This is a genomic window from Cupriavidus sp. 01L45 (assembly GCF_056399885.1).
The window spans coordinates 21840-45255 of the sequence record NZ_JBFTSG010000049.1; the positions used below are offsets into that span (position 1 = coordinate 21840).

Consider the following 23416-nt stretch of genomic DNA (forward strand, 5'->3'; position numbering starts at 1 on the left):
ATAGGCGGTACTGGATGCCCGCCAGCAGGGGGCATGGGCCAATACAGGGAAGAACAAACATGGAGCAACGGAGGTACTGGTCATCGGTAATGCGCTCGTGGTGCCTGGCTTGCGGCCTGCTGGTGTTTCCGATCGCCTCGCAGGGGCAGGCACCCGGAAGCCCGGCGCAGGAATTACTGCGCCAGCAGGAGCGCGAACGCGTCTTGCGCGAGCAGCAGGAAACCACGCCGGATGTGCGCATGCAGATGCCGGCCCTGGCGGCGCCCGATCAGTTGCCGAGGGAAGAAAGTCCCTGCTTCACGATCCACGAGATCCAGCTGACTGGCGAGGATGCCGGCAAATTCCTGTGGGCGCTGAAGGCGGCTGACCCTGCCACCGATCCCGCTACCGGCCGTTGCCTGGGCACCGCAGGCATCAACGTGGTGATGAAGCGCATCCAGAATGCCATCGTCGCGCGTGGCTTTGTGACCACGCGTGTGCTGGCGGCCCCGCAGGACCTGAGCAGCGGCGTCCTGACGCTCTCGGTGGTCCCGGGGCGGGTACGGGCGGTCCGCTTCGCCGCGGATACCTCCTCGCGTGCCACCGCCTGGAACGCCGTACCGATCCGCCGTGGCGATCTGCTCAACCTGCGCGATATCGAACAGGCGCTGGAGAACTTCAAGCGCGTCCCCACCGTGGAGGCCGACATCCAGATCGTGCCGGCGGAAGGTGAGGACGCACGGCCTGGCGAAAGCGACCTGGTCATCGCCTGGTCGCAGCGCCGGCCCATGCGGCTGAACGTCGCGCTGGACGATTCCGGCAGCCGGGCGACGGGCAAGTACCAGGCGAGCGCCACGCTCTCGCTGGACGATACCTTGATGCTGAACGATCTCTTCTACGCCAACGTCAACCACGACGTGTTCAGCCCCGGCGGCAAGGGCACGCAGGGCTACACCATCCATTACAGCGTCCCGCTTGGCTACTGGCAGCTGGGCGCCACCGCCGGTGGCTACAAATACCGCCAGACCGTGGCCGGCTACTCGCAGAACTATGTCTACCGCGGCACCAGCGAAAACGCCGAAGTCCGCTTGTCGCGCCTGTTGTATCGCGATGCGACGCGCAAGACCGGCGCCTACGTCCGCGGCTGGCTGCGCCAATCCGGCAACTACATCGACGACACCGAGATCGAAGTGCAGCGCCGCCGCACCGGCGGCTGGGAGCTGGGGCTGACGCATCGGGAGTACCTGGGCACGTCCACCCTCGATGCCACGCTTGCCTACCGGCGCGGCACTGGCGCCTTCGGGGCGATGGCGGCGCCGGAGGAAGACTTCGGTGAAGGCACCTCGCGCATGCAGGTCATCACCGCCGACGCCCAGTTCGCCGTGCCATTCCGGATCGCCAACCAATCCCTGCGCTACACCGCCAACTGGCGGGCGCAATGGAACCGCACGCCGCTGGTGCCGCAGGACCGTTTCGCCATCGGCGGGCGCTATACCGTGCGCGGCTTCGACGGCGAACTCACGCTCATGGGCGAGCGCGGATGGCTATGGCGCAACGACCTGGGGCTGGCCCTGGGCGCCGGGCAGGAAGTGTACGTCGCCGTCGATGTGGGGCGTGTCGGCGGTCCCGCCACCCGCTGGCAACCGGGCCGCACCCTCGCGGGTTCGGCCATCGGCTTGCGCGGCGGCATGCATGGCGGCTACTGGGACGTCTTCTTAGGCACGCCGCTGTACAAGCCCCAAGGGTTCCGGACCGACTCTGTCATCGCCGGCTTCAGCATGGGCTGGTCTTACTGATCTCCTTGGGGCGAGTGCGCCCGCATTCGTATCTGCATAAATGGGAATGGCCGCATGAACAAGAACCTCTACCGCATCATTTTCAACCGTGCCCGCGGCATGCTCCAGGTCGTCGCCGAAATCGCCCGAGGCCACAGCAGCGGTGGCGGGGGGCGGGGCATAGCGGCCAGCAGACCTTGCGTCGTGATGGTGCGGCCATTGAATTTCGCCGTGTGGGTCATCATGGGGCACGTCGTCCTGGGCGGCACGGCGCTTGCGCAGGTGGTGGCCGATCCCAGCGCGCCGGGCAACCAGCGTCCGACCGTGCTGCTAGCACCGAATGGCACTCCCTTGGTCAACATCCAGACCCCAAGTGCAGCCGGTGTTTCGCGTAACACCTACCAGCAATTTGACGTGGGCCAGCAGGGGGCGATCCTCAACAACTCCCGCGGGAACACACAAACGCAGTTGGGCGGCTGGGTGCAGGGCAACCCATGGCTGGGCAAGGGGACGGCCAAGGTCATTCTCAACGAAGTCAATTCCAGCAACCCCAGCCGGCTTAACGGCTACGTCGAAATCGCCGGTAGCCGGGCGCAACTGGTCATCGCCAACCCGGCCGGGATTTCCTGCGACGGCTGCGGCTTCATCAATGCCAACCGGCTGACCCTGACCACCGGTACGCCGGTCGTCAACGGCGGCTCTCTGGAGGGCTATCGTGTCGAAGGCGGCGCCCTCCGGGTCCAGGGCAAGGGCCTGGACGCCAGCGGTGCCGATTACACCGACGTGATCGCTCGCTCGATGGAGGTCAACGCCGGCATCTGGGCCAGCCAACTGCAAGTCACGACGGGCGTCAACGATGTCAGCGCCGATCACACCCGGGTGGCGGCCAAGGCCGCTGGCGGCAAGGCTCCGGCCTTCGCCGTGGACGTGAGCAGCCTGGGCGGCATGTATAGCCAGAAGATCGTTTTATTGGGCACGGAACATGGCGTCGGGGTTCGCAACGCCGGGAACCTGGGCACCCAGGCGGGCGAACTGGTCGTGACCGCCGATGGCCGCCTGGAGAATAGCGGTGCCATGCAGGCGCGGACCGATACCCGGGTGAACGCAAGCGGCGGCGTCGCCAATGCCGGCACCCTCAGCGCCGGGCGCGAGTTGGTGGTGAACACCCCGCAGGATGTGGACAACCGTGGCGGCACCCTCAACGGCCGGCGCGTAGAGGTCAATGCGCAATCGCTCGCCAATCGTGACGGCGCGATCGAGCAGACCGGCGTACAGAACCTGGCCTTGCGCGTAACGGTCGCCTCCAACCGCCATGGCGGGCGCATTGGCCTGGTCGAAGCCAGCAGCGGTGGTGGCCCAGGCAGCTCGGGTAACGGAGGCGTCCCGGGAAGCGGTAGCGAAGGCGGCAGCACAAGCACCGGAGGCATTGTGGAGGTCGATGCTGGCACCGCGCCCGCGCCGCACCCTCCGGCCCGCCTGGCCGACGGTGCGCTCAATATTGCCAAGACCCTCGACAACGACGGCGGCCGCATCTTCGCCGGCGGCGCGATCGACCTTGCCGCCAGTGGCGGCCTGAACAACGACGGCGGCCATCTGGGCGTGCGCCAGCTCAGCGTCAGCGGGGGAGACCTGGCCAACCGCAGCGGCGAACTGCATGTCTCGGACGCCGCCAGCATCCGCGCTGGCCAGGTGAGCAACGACGATGGCCGCCTGCAACTGGGCGGCGCGCTGACCTTCACGGCCGACAACCTCTCCAACCGCGCGGGGGCTTTCCTGCACGGCGGCACGGATGCCACCCATCTGCAGGTGGCCGATACGCTCGACAACAGCGATGGCACCCTGGTGAGCAATGCGTCGCAATTGAGTCTGTCGTCCCGCCAGCTCATCAACCAGAGTGGCAAGCTCAACCACGCCGGCGATGCTGCCCTGAAGATGCAGGTTGACACGCTCAACGGCAAAGACGGCCAGATCGCCACGGCGGGCGCGGCGGCCTTCAAGCTCGGCAGCGCTGACCACCGCAACGCCAGCCTGAGCGCGGCCCGGATCGACCTCACTGCCGAGTCGTTCGACAACCGCGGCGGCAAGATCGTCGCCAGTGGCGAGCACGGCAACCGGCTCCACGTGGCCGGCTCGCTCGACAACAGCCAAGGCACGATTGCAACCAATGGCGACCTGAGCATCCGCGCCAGCACGTTCGGCAACGCGGACGGTACCGTGCAACACGCCGGCAACGGTCGCCTGGATATCGCTGCCGGCACACTCAACGGTGCCGGCGGAACGCTCGCCAGCAATGGCGCCCTCACCCTTACCGGCGAGACCACTGACCTGTTCGGCGGCACCATCCTGGCCCGCAAGATCGAAATTGACACCGGCAAGCTGACCAGCGCCGCGGGCAGCCTGAGCGCCAGCGGCACCGACGCACTCGACGTGAAGGTGCGCGGGGCGCTGGACAATCATGGCGGCACCATCGCCGGTAACGGCGCCCTCGACCTGAATGCGAAATCCCTGGGCAACCGCGACGGCAATATCCAGGCAGCCGGCGCTGCCGATACCCGCCTTGCCGTGGCCGAAACGCTGGATAACACGGGCGGCACCCTGGCAGCGGCGGGGGACACCGCCATCCAGGCTGGAACGCTGCACAACCAGGGGGGCACGCTGCAAGCGGCCGGAGAAGCCGGACTGGACGTCCGGGTCGACGGCCGGCTCGACAACCGCGACGGCGGCGTCATTGTCAGCGGCGGCGCGGGCCAGGTCACGGCAGGTTCCCTCGACAATCGCGGTGGTACCCTCAACGCCCGTGGCACCCTGACCGTCAGTGCCAGCGAAGGGCTGGACAACCGCGCCGGCAAGCTCGTCAGCCATGGCGACCTGGGCCTGACCACCGGCAGCCTGGACAACCGCGATGGCGGCCTCGTCGCCTCCACCAAAGGCGGGGTGACCGTGGACTCCCGTGGCCGTACCGATAACGCCGGTGGCACGCTTCAGGCCGCCGGTGGCCTGGCGCTGGACAGCACCGGGCTCGGCAACGCTGCCGGCACCGTCCTTGGCGCCAATTTGCGCATCGACACCCGCCAGGCGGCGCTGGACAACGCCCACGGCACCCTCGCCAGCACGGCGGGCAGGCTCGACATCCGCAGCGGCGCATTCGACAACACCGCAGGCCTGCTGCAATCGGCCGGCGCCCTCGGCTTGAGCGGCGGCGACCTGGACAATCGTGCCGGCGTGCTCCACAGCCAGGGAGATCTGGCCGCACAAGTCGGTACCCTCGACAACCGCAACGGTGGCCAGTTCAGCGGCAACGCTGGCGTGTGCCTGGACGGCAGCGCGCTGCAGAACCAGGGCGGCAAGGTCCAGGCCAGCAAAAAACTGACCGTGACGCTGACCGGTACCGCCGACAACCACAACGGCCTGATGGCGGCCGGCGACGATCTGGGCGTGAACGCCGACACCATCCTCAATCGCGACACCCAAAGCGCCGATCCCCAAGCGCCGCTGGGTTTGCAGGGCGGCACCGTGGCCCTGGCCGGCAACCGCATCGACAACACCGCCGGCACCATCGCCGCCGACCGTCACATCGGCATTACCGGCGCCGGCGTGGGTAACACCCTGGACAACACCGGCGGCAGCGTCTCTTCGGCGGGCAGCATCGCCGTGACCGCCAACCGCATCGTCAACAGTGCCGGCACGCTGCTGTCCGGCACCCGCCAGTCCATCGAGGCCGGGGGGATGGCCGGCGATGGCAGGGTGCTTTCCAAGGGCGACCTGACCGTTGCCTTGCAGCAGGCCTTCGACAATAGCGGCGAAATCACCGCCAACGGTCGCGCGCTCATCAGTACCGCTGGCCGCCTGACCAACCGCAGCACCTTGCAGGCCGGCGACCTGGAAGTCCGCGGCAGCCATGTGGACAACACCGCCAGCGGCCAGATCAGCGGCGGGCGCACCCTGGTGGCGGCCGGCGGCACACTGGGCAACCGCGGCCTGATCGACGGCGGCCGGACCCGCATCGAAGCCGGCACCCTCGATAACGTCGGCACCGGGCGCATCTACGGCGACCATGTCGGCATCCAGGCGGGGAGCGTGCTAAACCGCGAGGAGCACGCCAACGGCCAGACCAAGGCCGCCGCCATCGCCGCGCGCCAGCGCCTCGACATCGGCGCCGGCGTTGTCAACAACCGCGAACAGGCGCTGATCTTCAGCGCCGGTGGTGGCAGCGACGCCATGAATATCGGCGGGGCGCTCGATGCCGAAGGGCATGCCACCGGCCGCGCTGGCCTGCTGCTCAACGACAGCGCCACCATCGAATCCCTCGGCGGCCTCACCATCGACGCCAGCCGCCTGCGCAACGGCAACCTGCACTTCGGCGCCGAGGTGGTGCAGGTTGGCGGGCCGACCAAGGGCATGTACCTGCAGCCCAACGGTGACCCGAACAAACACGATATTGGCGATTTCGCCTGGGAGCGTTGGAGCAAAGCGGGCCTCTACCGCAACAAGCAGACCGGCGCCGAAGTGAAGGCCTGGACCCAGTACGACATCACCCGCACCGAGTACGAAACCCAGGTCACCCAAAGCGCGCCGGCGCTGATGCGCTCCGGCGGCAACATGACGCTGCGCGGCGACGAACTGACCAATGATAGAAGCCACATCTTCGCCGGCGGCGCCTTGCAGGGCGACTTGCACAACCTGAAGAACGAACAGGTGTTCGGCGAGCACATCCAGCGCGAGCAAGGCACCAGCCAGTACACCTACAGCCGCTGGCGCGGCGGCTTCAAGTGGTATCACGAGCGCAAGTGGGACGGCAGGATCGCCTACACCCCCGCCGACACGATCCAGACCATCCCCCTGAACGTGTCCAAGGCCCAGCAACACACCGCCAGCAACGGCAGTGGCTACAGCGTCGGCGGGCGCAACACCGGCGGCGTGGGTGGCACCATCGCCGGTGGCAGCGGTACCTCCGGCGGCGCCAGCTCGCGCGAGATCATCGAAGTGGCGGCCGCGGTGGGAAGCGTCAGCGGCCCTGGCACCCTCCAGGGACAAGACGCGGCATCCGCGGACGGCCCGGGCGCCAGCACGAGCAGCAGCGTCGGTGCCGCCAGTGGCAACGACCCCGCCGTGATCCGTACCGTGGGCGTCGACACCCAGGTCCCCACCAACAGCCTGTTCCGCGTCCAGCCGGACAGCGGCAGCTACCTGATCGAAACCGACCCGCGCTTTGCCAACTACCGCAACTGGCTCAGCTCCGACTACCTGCTGTCGCAGTTGGGCTACGACCCGGCCGCCATGCACAAGCGCCTGGGCGACGGCTTCTACGAACAGGGCCTGGTGCGCGACCAGATCGGCCAGCTCACCGGCCGGCGCTTCCTCCAGGGCTACGGCAGCGACGAAGCGCAGTACCGCGCGCTGCTGGAAGCCGGCGGCACCTATGCCAAGGCCTGGAGCCTGCGCCCCGGCGTGGCGCTGAGCGCCGAGCAGATGGCCCAGCTCACCAGCGACATGGTCTGGCTGGTGGAGCAAGATGTCACCCTGGCCGACGGCACGCGCAGCCGTGCCCTGGTGCCGCAGGTCTACGTGCGCGTCAAGCCCGGCGACCTCAACGGCAATGGCACGCTGATCGCCGCCGACAGCATTGACCTCGAGTTGAAGGGCGACCTGGTCAACTCCGGCACCATCGCCGGGCGCACCGCCGTCAAGCTCACCGGCGAGAACCTGCGCAACCTCGGTGGCCGCATCACAGGCGACGCGGTGGCCCTGAAGGCCCGCAACGATCTGGACAATATCGGCGGTACGCTGGATGCGGGCAAGGCGCTGTCCGCGACAGCCGGACGCGACCTCAATGTGGTCACCACCATCCACAGCGACGCCAAGCGGGCGGGCCTGAGCGACTTCAGCCGCACCCACATCGACCGCGCCGCCGGCCTGTACGTCAGCAACCCCGGCGGCACCCTGGTGGCCATGGCCGGGCGCGACGCCAACCTGATGGCCGCGCAAATCATCAATGCCGGCAAGGACGGCAAGACCGCCATCGTCGCCGGGCGCGACCTCAACCTCGGCACCGTCCAGGTCGCCGAGCAGGAAAACAACGTCCGCAACACCAGCAACTACCTCAAACAGGGCCATGGGCAGGATGTTGGCACCACCGTGCGAACCGAAGGCGACGTTCGCCTGCAGGCCGTCGGCGATCTCAACGCCCGCGCCGCCAACGTCACCAGCGACAAAGGCGCTTTGGTGGCCGTGGCACAAGGCGACGTCAACATCGTCGCCGGCGAGGCCGGAAGCACCTGGAGCGAAGGCCGCAAGCACAAGAGCAGCGGCCTGTTCGGCTCCACCACCAAAACCAGCCGTAACAGCGTGGAGGAAACCAACGCCGTAGCCAGCACCTTCAGCGGCAACACCGTGGCGGTGCAGGGGCAGAACGTCACGGTCACTGGCAGCAATGTGGTGTCCGATGCGCGCACCGTCATCGTGGCGAAGAACGACCTCAGGGTAGAAGCCGCAACCAACACCCGCAGCGAAAGCCACTTCAAGCGCACCGACAAGACCGGCTTCCTCTACAACGGCGGGGTCGCAATCACCCTCGGCAGTCAGATGCAGAGCGTAGGCAAGAAGGATATGAGCACCAGCGCCGCGGCCTCCACCGTGGGCGCCACCGGCGGTAGCGTTACCCTGGTCGCGGGCAACCACTACCAGCAGACCGGCAGCCACGTACTGGCGCCCAAAGGGGATATCGATATCCACGCCAGGAAGGTGGATATCGTCGAGACTCGCGAAAGCGGGCGCAGCACGGAGGAGAGTAAATTCCGCCAGTCCGGCCTGACCGTGGCGGTGACCGCACCGGTGATCTCGGCCTTGCAGGCTGCCGAGCAGATGAAGAGTGCGGCTGGCAAGACTGAGGATCCACGGATGAAGGCACTGGCCGCCGCAACCACCGTGCTGACGGCCAAGAATACGCTCGACACCATCAAGGCCGACCCCAAGGCGGCCGGTGGCCTCAATATCTCAATCACCGTGGGCGGCAGCAAGAGCGACAGCAAGTTCACCAGCACCCGCGACACCGCCGTCGGCTCCACCGTGGCTGCCGGCGGCGACGTGCGTATCAGTGCCACTGGCGCCGGCCAGGATTCCGACCTCACTGTCCAGGGCAGCCGCATCCGCGCCGGTGGCAACGCTCACCTCAAGGCCGACGGCGACCTCACCCTGCTGGCCGCTCAAAACACCAACGAAACCGACCGCAAGAGCAGCAGCGCCAGTGGTGGCGTCGGCGTGGCCATCTCGGTTGGTTCCAATGGCGTCGGCTTCGGTGTCACAGCCAATGCCAGCGGCTCCAAAGGCAAGGGCGAAGGCAAGGACGTCACCTGGAGCAACGCCCATGTCAACGCGGGCGAACGCCTGACCCTGGAATCGGGCGGCGACACCACCCTGCGCGGCGCGGTGGCCAGTGGTAAACAGGTGGTGGCCGATGTCGGCGGCAACCTCAATATCGAGAGCCTGCAAGACACCAGTACCTTTAAAAGCAAGGATCAAAGCCTTGGTGGGAGCGTCACCGTAGGTGTTGGTTTTGCCGCCAGCGCCAGCTATTCCAACAGCAAGGTCGACGGCGATTTCGCCAGCGTCCGGGGGCAAAGCGGCATCCAGGCCGGCGACGGCGGTTTCGATGTCAAGGTCAAGGGCAACACCGACCTCAAGGGGGCCGCCATCGCCAGTACAGACCAGGCCGTGAAGGATGGTCTCAACCGCGTGAGCACCGGCACCTTGACCGTTAGCGATATCGAAAATCGCAGCAAGCACAAGGCCACTGGTGTGAGCCTATCGGGTGGCTTCAGCGTGAGCGGCGATGACAAGAAGGCGGATGGAAAAGAGACCGACAAGCAATCGGAAAGCTCCAAAGCCACTAATGTCGCAGGCAAGGGCAGCGACTGGTCGCTGCAGAACTTCGGCAACAGCGTCGGTGCCGGGGCCCCCGGGTACAGCAGGATCAGTGGCAGCGACAGCAGCGTCACTCGTAGTGGTATCAGTGGTGGTGCTATCGAGGCTCGAAACGAGACTGAGCATAAGGCAATGACAGGCAAGACCGTCGAAGAAACGGTTGCCAGTATTAATCGAGACATCCTCATTGGCGATAGCGCGAATGGTCTTGTCAAGGACTGGGATGCCGGCAAGCTGGTCGCGCAAGTGCAGGCCCAGGCGGAGATCGCGGCAGCATTTTCGCAGCAAGCATACACGGCAGTGGATAGCTACGTGAAAACCGAACGTGCCGAACTGCAAGCACGCTTGAAGCAAGTGAAGACTACGGAGGAGAAGGCGGTTGTCGAAGCTGAACTGAAGGATCTTAAGTTGCAAGAGCGCGTGATGAACGTACTAATTGGCGCTGTCACTGGCTCTGGCACATCGGCGGTTACCAAGGAAACTCTGTCAGCTGCCGCCAGTAAAATGCGTGAATTGATGATTGAAGATTCTGCGAAGTTTGCGGGAGTAACAGATGGTCAAACTACTATCAATAATATATCTGGCGAAAGTGTGGGGTCCAATGGGGACGGTGTAAAACTTGGTGGCACACGAATTGATTTGGAAAAGCTATGCGGAAAAACTAATGAGCGGTGTCTAAAGAAAACCGATGGAAGTCTGGATCTTGATGACAAAAAACAGGTTCAGTTTGATAACGGGGCTGTCGGGATGAGTTTGGCTGAATTTTTGGGGACAGAGAAAGGTAAAGAAATGGGCGGCCTTACCGGTGGGATACAGGGTGTAAGAGGCACTTTATTCGGTGTGCCTTACGGGACTGGTAGTTGGCAAGATAGATTGATCGAATCCTTTGCCGGCACTCATGACATGATTGGTGGAAAGTTGGGGGGGCTCTACGACGAGGAAGGCAATGCGAAGCGAGAGCGCTCACTTGCGGTAAAAGTCGGGCATGAGGCATGGAGTATCGCGGCAATTCCTATTTCCGGGCCTTTCGCAATGGCCGAGGCATTGCCCCCCGAAGTCTGGCAGGCTATTTCTCTTCTTCTAAAGTCGGGAATTTAAGAGCTGCCAGATTAACTTTACCTCCTTAAATAAAATATTTTTATCCATTTTGTATGTTTTGATGGTTTTTGATGAAGATTAAATTTTTTATAGTTGTTTTTCTCCCTCTCTTATTATTTGGGTGTGGGATAGGAGGGTTTTGGATGAATGGAAATCCATCTGCGGGAATGAATATCACGCCTCTCAGTGATTATTGGGAAAAAAAGGTTGGAGGTGTGGAAGACAGAAATCTGGACTGGGTGGAATGTGGGGGGATGCGGGATGGAGGATACAGTAGCCCAAAGTCTGGAGTTGACGCTCAAGAGATGCGAGATGCAGCTGGTGCGAAATATATGGAGATACAGCAATGTATGCTTAAAAAAGGCTATCGCTATACCGGTTCTTGTGAAGGCTCGATACGGCACACATATCCAGCCTGCAAGGTTCAATAGCGCCGAGCTTGAGAATAATACCCAGCGCGGACTAACGGCGGGGGGAAACTGTTCTGCAACATATGGAACTCGGTCGTTCTGGTGCCCACACACCGTTTGCGTTGTCTGAGGCCCTGCCGCCACAAGTCTGGAAGGCAATTTCCATTTTCTTGAAGGCGTCAAGATGAAGTGCGGCGATCTCAATGCCCGCGCCGCCACCGTCACCAGCGAGCAAGGCGCGCTGATGGCCGTGGCCCAGGGCGATGTCAATATTGTTGCCGGTGAAGCCGGCAGCAACTGGAGCGAAGGGCGCAAGCACATATCCCGCGGCCTGCTCGGCTCCAGCACCAGGACCAGCCGCGACAGCCTGGAAGAAACCAACGCGGTGGCCATCACCTTCAGCGGCAATAGCGTGGCGGTGCAGGGGCAAAACGTCACGGTCACTGGCAGCAATGTGGTGTCCGATGCGCGCACCGTCATCGTGGCGAAGAACGACCTCAGGGTAGAAGCCGCAACCAACACCCGCAGCGAAAGCCACTTCAAGCGCACCGACAAGACCGGCTTCCCTTCCTCTACAACGGCGGGGTCGCGTGGATGGCAGCCACGGCATTCCGCCATGCCAAGGCCTTCCCGCGGAAAGCTCCTTGGTTGCCATACCGTGGGGTGATCTGTCTTCACGCCAACGGATGATTCTCAAATACGAATTGTACTCATTTGCATTTCTGCAGCCAACCTTCGGCACAACCTGTAGCACGCGGGCATCCCCGCAGCCTCTCGTTGTCGAAGACTGACGGTTTCGACGGTACTCCCTGCGGCATGTCCATATTTCCGCCGAATCTTATGCGGAAAACGTGCAAGGATCGGCGAAACCATTCGTTCCTTTCACATAGCCCCCTCGGTAGTCTTCTTCCCTGACACCAGCCTTCCCACACAAGGAGGGCCTTGAAACGAGGCGCGCAGCCGCCAATTCACGACGACAAGACGGGAGCAAGACAGATGATTCGCAAGCTGGCCATCGGATTGGCGGCACTGGCCGTGATCGGTTCCACCCAGACCGCCTGGGCCAACACCAACCTGTTGAATGTTTCGTACGACCCGACGCGGGAGTTGTACGTGGATGTGAATGCCGCCTTCGCCAAGGCCTGGAAGGCCAAGGGTGGCGACGCGCTGACCATCCGCCAGTCGCACGGCGGCTCGGGCAAGCAGGCGCGTTCGGTGATCGACGGGCTGGACGCGGATGTGGTCACGCTGGCGCTGGGCTATGACATCGACGCCATTGCCGAGAAGGGTCTGCTCAAGGCGGACTGGCAGAAGCGCCTGCCGCACAATGCCTCGCCCTATACCTCGACCATCGTGTTCCTGGTGCGCAAGGGCAACCCCAAGGGCATCAAGGACTGGAACGACCTGGTCAAGCCGGGTGTGCAGGTGATCACGCCGAACCCGAAGACCTCGGGTGGCGCGCGCTGGAACTACCTGGCTGCCTGGGGCTACGCGCTGCGCCAGCCGGGCGGCAACGAGCAGAAGGCCAGGGAGTTTGTTGGCCAGTTGCTGAAGAACGTGCCGGTGCTGGACTCCGGCGCCCGCGGCGCCACCACGACCTTTGTCGAGCGCGGCCTGGGCGACGTGCTGATTGCCTGGGAGAACGAGGCGATCCTGGCAATCAAGGAACTGGGTCCGGACAAGTTCGACATCGTCGCGCCGTCGATCTCGATCCTGGYCGAGCCGCCGGTGGCGGTGGTCGACAAGGTGGTGGACAAGAAGGGCACGCGCAAGGTGGCCGAGGCCTACCTGCAGTTCCTGTACACCGACGAGGGCCAGGAAATCGCGGCGAAGAATTACTACCGACCGATTTCGGAAAAGATTGCGGCCAAGTACGCGGCCAATTTCCCGAAGGTCAAGCTGTTCACCATCGACGAGGCCTTCGGCGGCTGGCAGAAGGCGCAGAAAGCGCACTTCGCCGATGGTGGTTCGTTCGACCAGGTCTACCAGCCCGGCAAGAAGTAATCAGCGGCATGGGCGGGCGCGAACTGCGTCCGCCGCGCCATTCAGTTGAGAAGGAAGCCCGATGTCCATCCTGACCCTGTCCGGCAGTCCGTCCGCCCCGTCGCGTTCCGGGCACCTGCTGGCGCATCTGCGCAGCGGGCTCGAAGTCGCCGGCGAACGCACCAGTCACCTGGCGCTGCGCGAGCTTCCGCCCGCGGCGCTGCTGGCGGCCAGGGTGGACGATCCCGATATCGCTGCCACCATCAGCGCGGTGGGCGAGGCCCAGGTGGTGACCCTTGCCACCCCGGTCTACAAGGCTGCCTATGGCGGCCTGCTCAAGACGCCCCTGGACCTGCTGCCGCCGGACGTACTGCCTGGCACCTTCGGTCGTGCCGCGCAGCGCCCTGTGCCGGCCGAGCGATGTTCCGCCTGAGTTGATGCGGGGGCGCGAGCGCCGCCCGGGGAGAACCAGCCTTATCCGTGATTGCTGCGCCGTCTGCCTTGCAGGCCGGCGGGGGAGCGTGCACCCGCACGCTGCCGGCGTGATCGCGTTTGCATCTTGCACAGGGACATCGATATGAACTCGGCAGTTTTCAAGCATCCCGACGAACGCGATATTCAGGGAACGCCAGCCGGCAACGGCGCGCGACGCCAGCGCGTTGCGGGCACCGGCAACCTGAAGCGCCGCCTGGTCCTGGCAGCGCTGGTTGCAGCCACGGGTCTGGCCTATGCGCTGCTGCCCGGCCGCGCGCAGGCGGAGGAGCCGGTCGATGCGGCGGATGCCGCCTGGCAGGCACAGCGTTGAACGCGGCTGGCAAGCAGGGCCACGCCGTGCGCCGCGCTCGACTGCGCCACGTGCTGATCGCGGCCTTGCTCACTGGCGGATTGGGCGCCGCCTTGCTCGCGCTCGGCCTGGGCACGGCGAAGTGGGGCAGGGCGGCGGCCATGCACGCCGCGACGGCTGGCACCGTGCCTGCGCGGAACCCCGCGATGCCGTCATACCGAATGGACGAAATCAACAAGACAAGCTGAAGAGGCAAAGGCATGCAAGTTTTCTGGTTTATCCCAACGCACGGCGACAGCCGCTACCTCGGCACCTCGGAAGGGGCGCGAGAGGTCAATCTCGATTACCTGAAGCAGATCGCCACCGCCGCCGATACGCTGGGCTACGAAGGTGTGCTGATTCCCACCGGGCGCTCCTGCGAGGACCCCTGGGTGGTGGCCTCCACGCTGGCCGCGGTCACCCGCCGCCTGCGCTTCCTGGTGGCTGTGCGCCCCGGCCTGATGGCGCCCACGCTGGCCGCGCGCATGGCGGCGACCTTCGACCGTCTCTCGGGTGGCCGCTTGCTGGTGAACCTGGTGACCGGTGGCGACGCGTCGGAACTGGAGGGCGACGGCCTGTTCCTGAACCACGCCGAACGCTACGAAGCCTCGGCCGAGTTCATCCGCATCTGGCGCGAGGTGCTGGCCGCCAGCCATGAAAGCGCCGAACTCGACTACGAAGGCAGGCACCTCAGGGTCAAGGGCGCCAAAGTCCTGTTCCCGCCGCTGCAACGGCCGCATCCACCGGTGTATTTCGGCGGCTCCTCGGATGCCGCGCATGAGCTGGCCGGCGAGCAGGTGGACACCTACCTGACGTGGGGTGAACCGCCCGCCGAGGTGGCGAAGAAAATCGCCGACGTGCGCCAGCGCGCCGCGCGCCATGGGCGCTCGGTCAGGTTCGGCATCCGCCTGCACGTGATCGTGCGCGAGACCGACGACGAAGCCTGGGCCGCCGCCGGCAAGCTGATCAGCAAGCTCGACGACGATACCGTGGCGCGCGCGCAGGCCGTGTTCGCCAGGATGGATTCCGAAGGCCAGCGCCGCATGGCCGCGCTGCATGCCGGCGGTGGCGAGCGCAGCCGCGCGGAGCTGGAGATCAGCCCGAACCTGTGGGCCGGCGTGGGCCTGGTGCGAAGCGGCGCGGGCACCGCGCTGGTGGGAGATCCGCACACCGTGGCGGCGCGCATGCAGGAGTATGCGGAGTTGGGCATCGATACGTTCGTGCTGTCCGGCTACCCGCACCTGGAGGAAGCCTACCGCTTCGCCGAACTGGTGTTCCCGCTGCTGCCGCGTTCCGTGCGCGACAAGCTGCCGGGCAAGGTGTTGTCGGGGCCCTTCGGGGAAGTCATGGCGACCGGCATCGTGCCGCGCGCGGCGCAGCGCTGAAGGAGGCCGACATGTCCGCTCCCCTCACGCTCCCGCCGCGCCGCGCCGACTGGCTGAACAAGGTGCTTGGCCCGGCCGCGCCCTGGGCTGTGCCAGTGCTGCTGATCGTGGTGTGGCAGCTGGCTTCACAGTACGGCTGGCTGTCCAATCGCATCCTGCCCGCGCCCTTCGATGTGGTGAAGGCTGCCTGGGGCCTGGCCATCACGGGCGAGCTGTGGCGCCATGTGTGGGTCAGCAGCTGGCGCGCCGTGCTTGGTTTCACCATCGGTGGCGGCTTCGGGCTGTTGCTGGGGCTGCTCACCGGCACGTTCCGGCCGGCCGCGACGCTGCTCGACAGCACCTTGCAGATGGTGCGCAACATTCCCACGCTGGCCCTGATTCCACTGGTGATCCTGTGGTTCGGCATCGACGAGACAGCCAAGCTGTTCCTGGTCGCGCTGGGCGTGTTCTTCCCGATCTACCTGAACACCTACCACGGCATCCGTTCGGTCGACCCGGGCCTGATCGAGATGGCGAAGAGCTACGGCCTGTCGGGCTGGCGCCTTTACCGCGAGGTGATCCTGCCGGGGGCCTTGCCCAACATCCTGGTCGGCGTGCGTTTCTCGCTCGGCCTGATGTGGGTGATCCTGATCGTCGCCGAGACCATATCGGCCCAGTCGGGCATCGGCTACATGACCATGAATGCGCGCGAGTTCCTGCAGACCGATGTGGTGCTGGTGGGCATCCTGCTCTACGCGCTGCTGGGCAAGCTGGCTGACTTGCTGTCGCGCGGGCTGGAACGTTTCTGGCTGCGCTGGCACCCCGGCTACCAGGCGCACTGAGCCCGCGGCCCAAGGAGAACACGAAATGCAAAGCAACCCGATCGAACAGGCTGCGCTGGCGGACGTGCCAGCGAGCAAAGCCGGCAACGGACTGTCGCTGCGCGTGCAGCAGGTAGTGAAGCGCTACGGCGGGCGCGAGGTGCTGCACGGCATCGACCTGCAGGCCGCCCCCGGCGAGTTCCTCGCCATCGTGGGCCGCAGCGGCTGCGGCAAGAGCACCTTGCTGCGGCTGGTGGCGGGCCTGGAAGACAGCGACGGCGGCGCCGTGACGCTTGACGATGGCCCGGGCCGCAAGCAGCGCGAGGCGGTCCGTGTGATGTTCCAGGACGCACGCTTGCTGCCGTGGAAGAAGGTGCTGGACAACGTGGCGCTGGGCCTGCCTCGCTCAAGGCTGGCCGATGCCGCCAGGGTGCTGGGCCAGGTCGGCCTGGCCGAGCGCGCGGGCGAATGGCCGGCGCGCCTGTCGGGCGGGCAGCGCCAGCGCGTCGCTCTGGCGCGCGCGCTGGTGCATCACCCGCGGCTGTTGTTGCTGGACGAACCGCTGGGCGCGCTCGACGCGCTGACGCGCATCGAGATGCAGGGGCTGATCGAGTCGCTGTGGCAACGCCTGGGCTTTACGGCGCTGCTGGTTACGCACGATGTTTCCGAGGCGGTAGCGCTGGCCGACCGCGTGGTGCTGATCGAAGACGGGCGCATTGCGCTGGACCAGCGCGTGGCGTTGCCACGACCGCGCCAGCGAGGCTCGGCCGCTTTCGCGCAACTGGAGGATGCGGTGCTGCGGCGGGTCATGCAACGCGACGAGGCAGTGGCGGCCGACGCCGTCGGGTATGGCCAGGCACTGGCGCCCGCGGTGGACTGGTCGGTTGCGCGCACGGCCGATTCGGTGCGCTGGGCGATCTAGCCAGTGGCCGGATCAGCGAGTGCAGGCAGGCGGATCACGCAGAAGGCAAGACTGCAAACCAGGTTGCAAACAAGTTTGAGGCAACAGTCATGCCGGCGCAATTGCATGAACCCGGTGCAACCCGCGGCGTAGCCGCGGCAAGTTTGAGCGTGCAACGTCACTCATCGCGGTTCACCACGCAAGGCGCTGAATCAAAGTTTTACGCAATCTTCATTTTCACTCACGCAAAGGAACTTCTATCATGAGCATTCAGGCGATCAACGTACGCAACCAGTTCCGCGGCAAGGTAGCCGCCATCATCGAAGGCCCGGTGGTCTCGGAGGTCGACGTCGAGACGCCGGCCGGCATCGTCACCTCGGTCATCACCACCCGCTCGGTCAAGGATCTCGGTCTCACCATCGGCAGCGAAGTCGTTGCCCTGGTGAAGGCTACCGAGGTGTCCCTGGCCAAGCTTTGAAGCCTCGCCCGAGGCGCAAGCGCAACGCAAAGGAAATGGCAATGGCAAGCGCGAACGAAACAGGCGCGGGACTGGCGGCACTCACCCATTACCTGGAAGGGCTGCCTCGCCGGCCCGAGAGCGATCGTCAGCTTTGGCGAGACGAGCGTGGGCAGGTGCAGGGCCAGTTCTACAACTGTTCGCTGACCAGTGCCTTCGAGCCGCTCATTACCTTGTCCAGCCACGACGTGGTGGCGCACGAGGGCACGCTGCGCACCTATGCCGGCGACGGTGTCGGCCTGGCGGCGTGGAAGCTGTTCGCGATGGCGGCGGACGATGCCTCGCTGGTGTCGCTGGACCGCCTCTCGCGGCTGGTGCACGCCATCAATTATTTCGCCGCCGATGGCGAGCGCAAGCTGGTGCTCAATGTGCATAACCGGCTGCTGGCGGCGGTGGCCGACGATCATGGCTCGGCCTTCCGGCGCGCGCTGCAATCGCTGGGACTGCCGCTCGAACGGTTCGTGATCCAGGTACCGGCCAGCGCCAACGACGATCTGCCGCTGCTGCTGCATGTGGTGGGCAACTATCGCCGCAACGGCTTTGCCGTCAGCCTGCAGGCATCTGACCCCGCCGAGGCGGGTGCGCTGATGGCGCATGCCTTGCCCGAATGGCTCAAGCTGGACATGCGCCGCAACTGGACCGACCGGCAGCTTGCCGGGTTGCAGGCCAGCGCGGACAGCGCCGGCGTGACCCTGATCGGGCGCCGGCTGGAGAATGCCGAGAACGCCGAGCGGCTGCAGGCGGCCGGCATCGTGCTGGGGCAGGGCAGTTTCACCGGCGCGGCCGTGAGCGCGCGCGACCTGCGCGTGCCGCAAGCGGGGCCTGGCGGCGGTGACGCGGGCAATGAGGAATTCGAGGGCGGGGCGGCCCGGAACGGATCCGGCCGCGTCCCGATGGCGTTCAGCAAGGAGCCGATATGACGCAGACGAAGAGGCCTGCCGCGCCGCACCAGCGCGGCGGGCAGGCGGGCGCCGGCGGGCGCGCCGCCGACGTGCGGCTGAAGGTGCCCAAGGGATTGCAGATCCTGACGGTGCCGGGCTTGCACGGCAGCGGGCCGGGCCACTGGCAGAGCCGCTGGGAACAGCGCTTTCCGGACTGGCAGCGCGTGGAGCAGCACGACTGGTCGCGCCCCAGCCTGCCGCTGTGGGCCGAGCGCGTCTCGGAAAGCGTGATGCGGGCGCAGCGCGTGGCATCGCGCGGGGCCATCCTGGTGGCGCACAGCTTCGGCTGCCTGGCCACCTTGCGCCAGGCGGCGCTGGACGCCGAGGGCATTGCGGGCGCCCTCCTGGTGGCGCCGGCCGACCCCGACAAGTTCGGCGTGGCGGCATTGCTGCCGGCCCGCCGGCTGCCGTTTCCCACCATCCTCATCGCCAGCCGCAACGATCCCTGGATGCAGCAGCGCACTGCCTTCAGCTGGGGCACGCTTTGGGGGAGCGAACTGCACGACGCGGGCCTGGCAGGCCACATCAATGCCGATTCCGGGCTGGACCAGTGGCCCGAAGGGCTGGGCTTGCTTGCCACATTGATACAGCGCATTGAAGCAGACGGCAGCGCCGGACCGTCTGACGACCGCTCGGAGCCTTGGGAAACGGGTGTCGAGGTGTCGTCGACGTTCCCTTATATCTAAAACGCCTAAGAACATACGTAAAGATTCGTTCTGTTTATAAGGCGGGATCTGCAGAATTTGTCTCGTAGGCCGGTGCGTTATGCGCCGGCGTCATAAAGAAGCCCCCCCGTTTTCCCGGATTCCTGGCCCGAGCCTTCGCCTGAATCCTTCTCCGGGTGGTGAATGCGACACTGACGGCACAGACGAGACAACATGCCACCCTCGATTTCCCTGGCGGACACTCCGCCCCCGGCGAGGCCGGATGCCCCGCAGGCGCGCAAGCGCGCGCCCGCCAGGCCAAGCAAGCAGCGCTTTACCGTGCTGCCGGGCTTTGGCCTCTCGCTGGGGTTCACGCTGTTCTACCTGACGCTGATCGTTCTGATCCCGCTGTCGGCCACCTTCCTCAAGACCTTTACGATGAGCTGGGAGGCCTTCTGGAGCGCAATCAGCGCGCCGCGGGTCGTCGCTTCCCTGCAGCTCAGCTTTGGCGCCTCGCTGATCGCCGCCATCGTGAATACCGTGTTCGGACTGGTGGTGGCCTGGGTGCTGGTGCGCTACCGCTTTCCCGGCAAGCGCCTGGTTGACGCACTGGTGGACCTGCCGTTCGCCTTGCCCACCGCGGTGGCCGGTATCGCGCTGACCGCGCTGTATGCCGGCAATGGCTGGCTCGGCCGCTACCTGGAGCCGCTGGGCGTCAAGGTCGCCTTCACGCCGCTGGGCGTGGTGGTGGCGTTGACATTCATCGGGCTGCCCTTTGTGGTGCGCACGGTGCAGCCGGTGCTGGAGGATGCCKAGCAGGAGCTGGAGGAGGCCGCCGCCAGCCTGGGCGCCACCCGTCTGCAGACGTTTCTCCGCGTGATCCTGCCGACCATCCTGCCGGCGCTGCTGACCGGGTTTGCGCTGTCGTTCGCACGGGCCACAGGCGAGTACGGTTCGGTGGTGTTTATCTCCGGCAACATGCCGATGATCTCCGAGATCGCGCCGCTGATGATTTATTCCAAGCTGGAACAATACGACTACGCGGGCGCCACCGCGGTGGCGGTGGTGATGCTGGTGATCTCCTTTGCCCTGTTGCTGCTGATCAACCTGCTGCAAGCGTGGACGCGCCGCCACCATCAGGCCGTGCGCGCCTCCGTGGCGCCGGGCAAGGAGAACTGAAATGGCCGGCGTTGTTACCCAGGGCCTGGGCGGCCGTTCCGCCCCCGCCGCGCGTTTTCGGGATGCCACGGGCGAAGCGCCGTGGGTGCGTTACACCTTGATTACCGTTGCGGTGCTGTTCCTCGCGCTGTTCCTGTTTATTCCGCTGGCTTCGGTCTTTTACGAAGCGCTGCGCAAGGGCGTGCAGACTTATTTCGATTCGCTGGTCGAGCCCGATGCCGTGGCCGCGATCCAGCTCACGCTGCTGGTGGCGGCCATCGCAGTGCCGCTCAACGTGGTGTTCGGCGTGGCGGCGGCGTGGGCCATCGCCAAGTTCGATTTCCGCGGCAAGAACCTGCTGATCACGCTGATCGACCTGCCGTTCTCGGTGTCGCCGGTGATCTCCGGCCTGGTCTATGTGCTGCTGTTCGGCGCGCAGGGCTGGCTGGGTCCGTGGCTGGAGGCACACGATATCAAGATCATGTTCGCGGTGCCGGGCATCGTGCTGGCCACCATCTTCGTCACCTTTCCCTTTGTCGCACGCGAGCTGATTCCGCTGATGCAGGCGCAGGGCAGCGAGGAAGAAGAGGCCGCCATCGTGCTGGGCGCCTCCGGCTGGCAGACTTTCCGCCGCATCACGCTGCCCAATATCCGCTGGGGCCTGCTGTATGGCGTGATCCTGTGCAATGCGCGGGCCATGGGCGAGTTCGGCGCGGTCTCGGTGGTATCGGGCCATATCCGCGGGCTTACCAACACCATGCCGCTGCACGTGGAGATCCTCTACAACGAGTACAACTTCGCGGCAGCCTTCGCGGTGGCGTCGCTGCTGACGCTGCTGGCCCTGGTCACGCTCGGTATCAAGACGCTGGTGGAATACCGGGCGCGCGGCGAGCACAGGGAAGACGACAATTTTGCGCCCGAGAATCCGGTCGCTGGCAAATTGCAAGGACAGGCATCATGAGCATCCAGGTCAAGAATGTGCAGAAGCGCTTCGGTAATTTCGTCGCGCTGGACGATGTCACGCTCGATTTCGACGAAGGCCAGCTGACGGCGCTGCTGGGGCCCTCTGGCTGCGGCAAGACTACCTTGCTGCGCATCATCGCAGGTCTTGAACGGGCGGACGATGGCCAGATCCTGCTGGAAGGGCGCGATGCCTCGCACCAGCATGTGCGCCAGCGCCAGGTCGGCTTTGTGTTCCAGCACTACGCACTGTTCAAGCATATGACGGTGTTCGAGAACGTGGCCTTCGGCCTGCGCGTGAAGCCGCGCGCCGAACGGCCGAGCGAGGCGCAGATCCGGGAGAAGGTGCGCTCGCTGCTGGAGCTGGTGCAGCTCGACTGGCTGGCCGACCGCTATCCGCCGCAGTTGTCCGGCGGGCAGCGCCAGCGCATCGCGCTGGCCCGCGCGCTGGCCGTGGAACCGCGCGTGCTGCTGCTCGACGAGCCTTTCGGTGCGCTCGACGCCAAGGTGCGCAAGGAACTGCGCCGCTGGCTGCGGCGCCTGCATGACGAACTGCACGTGACCAGCGTATTCGTCACCCACGACCAGGAAGAGGCGCTGGAAGTCGCCGACCAGGTCGTGCTGATGAATCGCGGCCACGTCGAGCAGGCGGGCACGCCGGAGGCGGTCTACAACCATCCGGCCACGCCCTTCGTGTTCGGCTTCCTCGGCAACGTCAACCTGTTCCACGGCCGGCTGGAAGTGGGCGAGCGGGGCGGCTTGCTGCACACCGGCGATTCGATCCTGCCTGTCATCGGCAGCGGCCATGAAACCGCCGGCGATGCCGTGGCCTATGTCCGCCCGCACGATCTCGACCTGGAACGCTACGCGCCCGGCGCCGACGGCATCGCCGTGACGCTGCGCCGCGCGCTGACGCTGGGCCCCGTGGCCCAGCTCGAACTGGAGCGCGAAGACACCCAGGAAGTGATTGAAGTGGCGCTGCCTCTCGAACGCTTCCGCCACCAGGGCTTCCGCGAAGGCGAGCTGCTGGCGGTGCGGCCGCGCCAGTTGCGTGTCTTCGTCCAGCCTCAACCCGCAGCACAGGCAAATACACCAACACAATCACAAGCCAGGGCCAATGCTGCCCCGGCGGGAGCCGCACTATGAATTTCCAGCAACTGCGTTCGATCCGCGAGGCGGTTCGCCGCCAGTTCAACCTGACCGAGGTTGCCAATGCCCTCTACACCTCGCAGCCCGGCGTGTCGCGCCAGATCCGCGAGCTGGAGGAAGAACTCGGGGTCGAGATCTTCGAGCGCTATGGCAAGCGCCTGACCGGCCTGACCGAGCCCGGCCGCGAAATCGTGCGCATCGTCGAGCGGCTGCTGCTCGAGGCGGAGAACCTGCGCCAGGCCGGGGACGAATTCGCCGGCCGGCATACCGGCCGCCTGACGGTGGCCACGACCCACACCCAGGCCCGCTACGCCTTGCCCAAGGTGGTGCAGAGCTTCCGCCGCGCCTATCCGCATGTGACGCTGGCGTTGCAGGAAGCCTCGCCGGCGCACATTGTCGAATTGCTGCTGACCGGCCAGGCCGATATCGGCATCGCCACCGAGGCGGTGGCCAGCGAGGCGGGCCTGACTTCCTTCGAGGCTTATACCTGGCGGCATGTCCTGGTGGTATCGCCGGACCACCCGCTGACGCACCTGCCGGAGCCGACGCTGGAGGATATCGCCGGCTTCCCGATCATTACCTATGACGCCGGCTTCACCGGGCGCCGCAAGATCGACGGCGCCTTTGCGGCCGCCGGCCTGCAGCCGGAGATCGTGCTCACCGCCATGGACGCGGACGTGATCAAGACCTACGCGGAACTGGACCTGGGCGTGGGCATCGTTGCCTCGATGGCCTACGACGAGCGCAAGGACGCCGGCCTGGTGCGGATTGCGGCCGACCACCTGTTCGAGCCGAATACCACCAGCGTGGCGGTGCGGCGCGGGGCCTACCTGCGTGGCTACGCCCATGCCTTTATCAACATGTTCGCGCCGCATCTGTCGCGCGACACCCTCACCAGCGCCCTGTCCGAACCCGCGGGCGTGCAGGTGGTCGAGGCCTGAAGACCTCGGGGACACGGGGCCCCGCGGTGCCG

General features: G+C 65.7%; 17 protein-coding genes and 1 pseudogene. All 18 read left to right on the forward strand.

Annotation, left to right across the window (positions count from 1 at the left end; translation table 11 throughout):
• The first annotated feature begins 59 nt into the window (after nt 1-59).
• The 18 genes and pseudogenes from AC1DT6_RS28650 (at nt 60) to AC1DT6_RS28735 (ending at nt 23384) form a co-directional block, all read left to right on the forward strand.
• Entirely contained in the window at nt 60-1775 is a 1716-nt protein-coding gene (locus tag AC1DT6_RS28650) for a ShlB/FhaC/HecB family hemolysin secretion/activation protein (protein WP_441633780.1), read from the forward strand.
• Between the two features lie 54 nt (nt 1776-1829).
• Nucleotides 1830-10772 carry a hemagglutinin repeat-containing protein gene (locus AC1DT6_RS28655; RefSeq protein WP_441633778.1) on the forward strand — a complete coding sequence of 2981 codons (8943 nt, stop codon included), beginning with the start codon at nt 1830-1832 and terminating at the stop codon, nt 10770-10772.
• A gap of 143 nt (nt 10773-10915) precedes the next feature.
• Complete coding sequence (locus AC1DT6_RS28660) at nt 10916-11203, forward strand: hypothetical protein (RefSeq protein ID WP_441633776.1); 288 nt, start codon at nt 10916-10918, stop codon at nt 11201-11203.
• 163 nt (nt 11204-11366) lie between these two features.
• A complete protein-coding gene (locus tag AC1DT6_RS28665) occupies nt 11367-11849 on the forward strand; it encodes a hypothetical protein (protein ID WP_441633774.1) in 483 nt (160 codons plus the stop codon).
• 329 nt (nt 11850-12178) lie between these two features.
• A complete protein-coding gene (locus tag AC1DT6_RS28670) occupies nt 12179-13186 on the forward strand; it encodes a sulfate ABC transporter substrate-binding protein (RefSeq protein WP_477115142.1) in 1008 nt (335 codons plus the stop codon).
• Between the two features lie 61 nt (nt 13187-13247).
• A pseudogene (locus tag AC1DT6_RS28675) lies at nt 13248-13526 on the forward strand (NAD(P)H-dependent oxidoreductase); the annotation flags it as partial.
• A 216-nt stretch (nt 13527-13742) separates the two neighbouring features.
• Nucleotides 13743-13970 carry a hypothetical protein gene (locus tag AC1DT6_RS28680; protein WP_441633770.1) on the forward strand — a complete coding sequence of 76 codons (228 nt, stop codon included), beginning with the start codon at nt 13743-13745 and terminating at the stop codon, nt 13968-13970.
• A gap of 26 nt (nt 13971-13996) precedes the next feature.
• Nucleotides 13997-14197 carry a hypothetical protein gene (locus AC1DT6_RS28685; protein ID WP_441633769.1) on the forward strand — a complete coding sequence of 67 codons (201 nt, stop codon included), beginning with the start codon at nt 13997-13999 and terminating at the stop codon, nt 14195-14197.
• A gap of 12 nt (nt 14198-14209) precedes the next feature.
• On the forward strand, nt 14210-15373 hold the full coding sequence (gene ssuD / locus AC1DT6_RS28690; protein WP_441633767.1) for an FMNH2-dependent alkanesulfonate monooxygenase: 1164 nt from the start codon (nt 14210-14212) through the stop codon (nt 15371-15373).
• Between the two features lie 11 nt (nt 15374-15384).
• On the forward strand, nt 15385-16194 hold the full coding sequence (gene ssuC / locus AC1DT6_RS28695) for an aliphatic sulfonate ABC transporter permease SsuC (RefSeq protein ID WP_276290180.1): 810 nt from the start codon (nt 15385-15387) through the stop codon (nt 16192-16194).
• Between the two features lie 25 nt (nt 16195-16219).
• On the forward strand, nt 16220-17095 hold the full coding sequence (locus tag AC1DT6_RS28700; RefSeq protein WP_477102490.1) for an ATP-binding cassette domain-containing protein: 876 nt from the start codon (nt 16220-16222) through the stop codon (nt 17093-17095).
• A gap of 241 nt (nt 17096-17336) precedes the next feature.
• A complete protein-coding gene (locus AC1DT6_RS28705) occupies nt 17337-17552 on the forward strand; it encodes a TOBE domain-containing protein (RefSeq protein WP_006161487.1) in 216 nt (71 codons plus the stop codon).
• Nucleotides 17553-17593: 41 nt separating this feature from the next.
• Nucleotides 17594-18511, forward strand: coding sequence for an EAL domain-containing protein (locus AC1DT6_RS28710; protein ID WP_441634631.1), 918 nt, complete (start codon nt 17594-17596; stop codon nt 18509-18511).
• Nucleotides 18508-19218: an RBBP9/YdeN family alpha/beta hydrolase gene (locus tag AC1DT6_RS28715; protein ID WP_441634633.1), complete on the forward strand. Its 711-nt coding sequence runs from the start codon at nt 18508-18510 to the stop codon at nt 19216-19218. Before AC1DT6_RS28710 ends, AC1DT6_RS28715 begins: the two co-directional genes overlap by 4 nt.
• Before the next feature lie 192 nt (nt 19219-19410).
• Entirely contained in the window at nt 19411-20355 is a 945-nt protein-coding gene (gene cysT / locus AC1DT6_RS28720) for a sulfate ABC transporter permease subunit CysT (RefSeq protein WP_477115143.1), read from the forward strand.
• Between the two features lies 1 nt (nt 20356).
• The gene (gene cysW, locus AC1DT6_RS28725; protein WP_477102491.1) at nt 20357-21295 is read left to right on the forward strand and encodes a sulfate ABC transporter permease subunit CysW; all 939 of its coding nucleotides are present in this window, start codon (nt 20357-20359) and stop codon (nt 21293-21295) included.
• Nucleotides 21292-22440, forward strand: coding sequence for a sulfate/molybdate ABC transporter ATP-binding protein (locus tag AC1DT6_RS28730; protein ID WP_477102492.1), 1149 nt, complete (start codon nt 21292-21294; stop codon nt 22438-22440). The genes cysW and AC1DT6_RS28730 overlap by 4 nt, the downstream gene beginning before the upstream one ends.
• Nucleotides 22437-23384, forward strand: coding sequence for a CysB family HTH-type transcriptional regulator (locus AC1DT6_RS28735; protein ID WP_477102493.1), 948 nt, complete (start codon nt 22437-22439; stop codon nt 23382-23384). Before AC1DT6_RS28730 ends, AC1DT6_RS28735 begins: the two co-directional genes overlap by 4 nt.
• The last annotated feature ends 32 nt before the right edge of the window (nt 23385-23416 follow it).

Coding starts and splice junctions, on each gene's coding strand:
- AC1DT6_RS28650 (WP_441633780.1), top strand. CDS start 60: ATGGAGCAACGGAGGTACTGGTCATCGGTAATGCGCTCGTGGTGCCTG.
- AC1DT6_RS28655 (WP_441633778.1), top strand. CDS start 1,830: ATGAACAAGAACCTCTACCGCATCATTTTCAACCGTGCCCGCGGCATG.
- AC1DT6_RS28660 (WP_441633776.1), top strand. CDS start 10,916: ATGAATGGAAATCCATCTGCGGGAATGAATATCACGCCTCTCAGTGAT.
- AC1DT6_RS28665 (WP_441633774.1), top strand. CDS start 11,367: ATGAAGTGCGGCGATCTCAATGCCCGCGCCGCCACCGTCACCAGCGAG.
- AC1DT6_RS28680 (WP_441633770.1), top strand. CDS start 13,743: ATGAACTCGGCAGTTTTCAAGCATCCCGACGAACGCGATATTCAGGGA.
- ssuD (WP_441633767.1), top strand. CDS start 14,210: ATGCAAGTTTTCTGGTTTATCCCAACGCACGGCGACAGCCGCTACCTC.
- ssuC (WP_276290180.1), top strand. CDS start 15,385: ATGTCCGCTCCCCTCACGCTCCCGCCGCGCCGCGCCGACTGGCTGAAC.
- AC1DT6_RS28700 (WP_477102490.1), top strand. CDS start 16,220: ATGCAAAGCAACCCGATCGAACAGGCTGCGCTGGCGGACGTGCCAGCG.
- AC1DT6_RS28705 (WP_006161487.1), top strand. CDS start 17,337: ATGAGCATTCAGGCGATCAACGTACGCAACCAGTTCCGCGGCAAGGTA.
- AC1DT6_RS28710 (WP_441634631.1), top strand. CDS start 17,594: ATGGCAAGCGCGAACGAAACAGGCGCGGGACTGGCGGCACTCACCCAT.
- AC1DT6_RS28715 (WP_441634633.1), top strand. CDS start 18,508: ATGACGCAGACGAAGAGGCCTGCCGCGCCGCACCAGCGCGGCGGGCAG.
- cysW (WP_477102491.1), top strand. CDS start 20,357: ATGGCCGGCGTTGTTACCCAGGGCCTGGGCGGCCGTTCCGCCCCCGCC.
- AC1DT6_RS28730 (WP_477102492.1), top strand. CDS start 21,292: ATGAGCATCCAGGTCAAGAATGTGCAGAAGCGCTTCGGTAATTTCGTC.
- AC1DT6_RS28735 (WP_477102493.1), top strand. CDS start 22,437: ATGAATTTCCAGCAACTGCGTTCGATCCGCGAGGCGGTTCGCCGCCAG.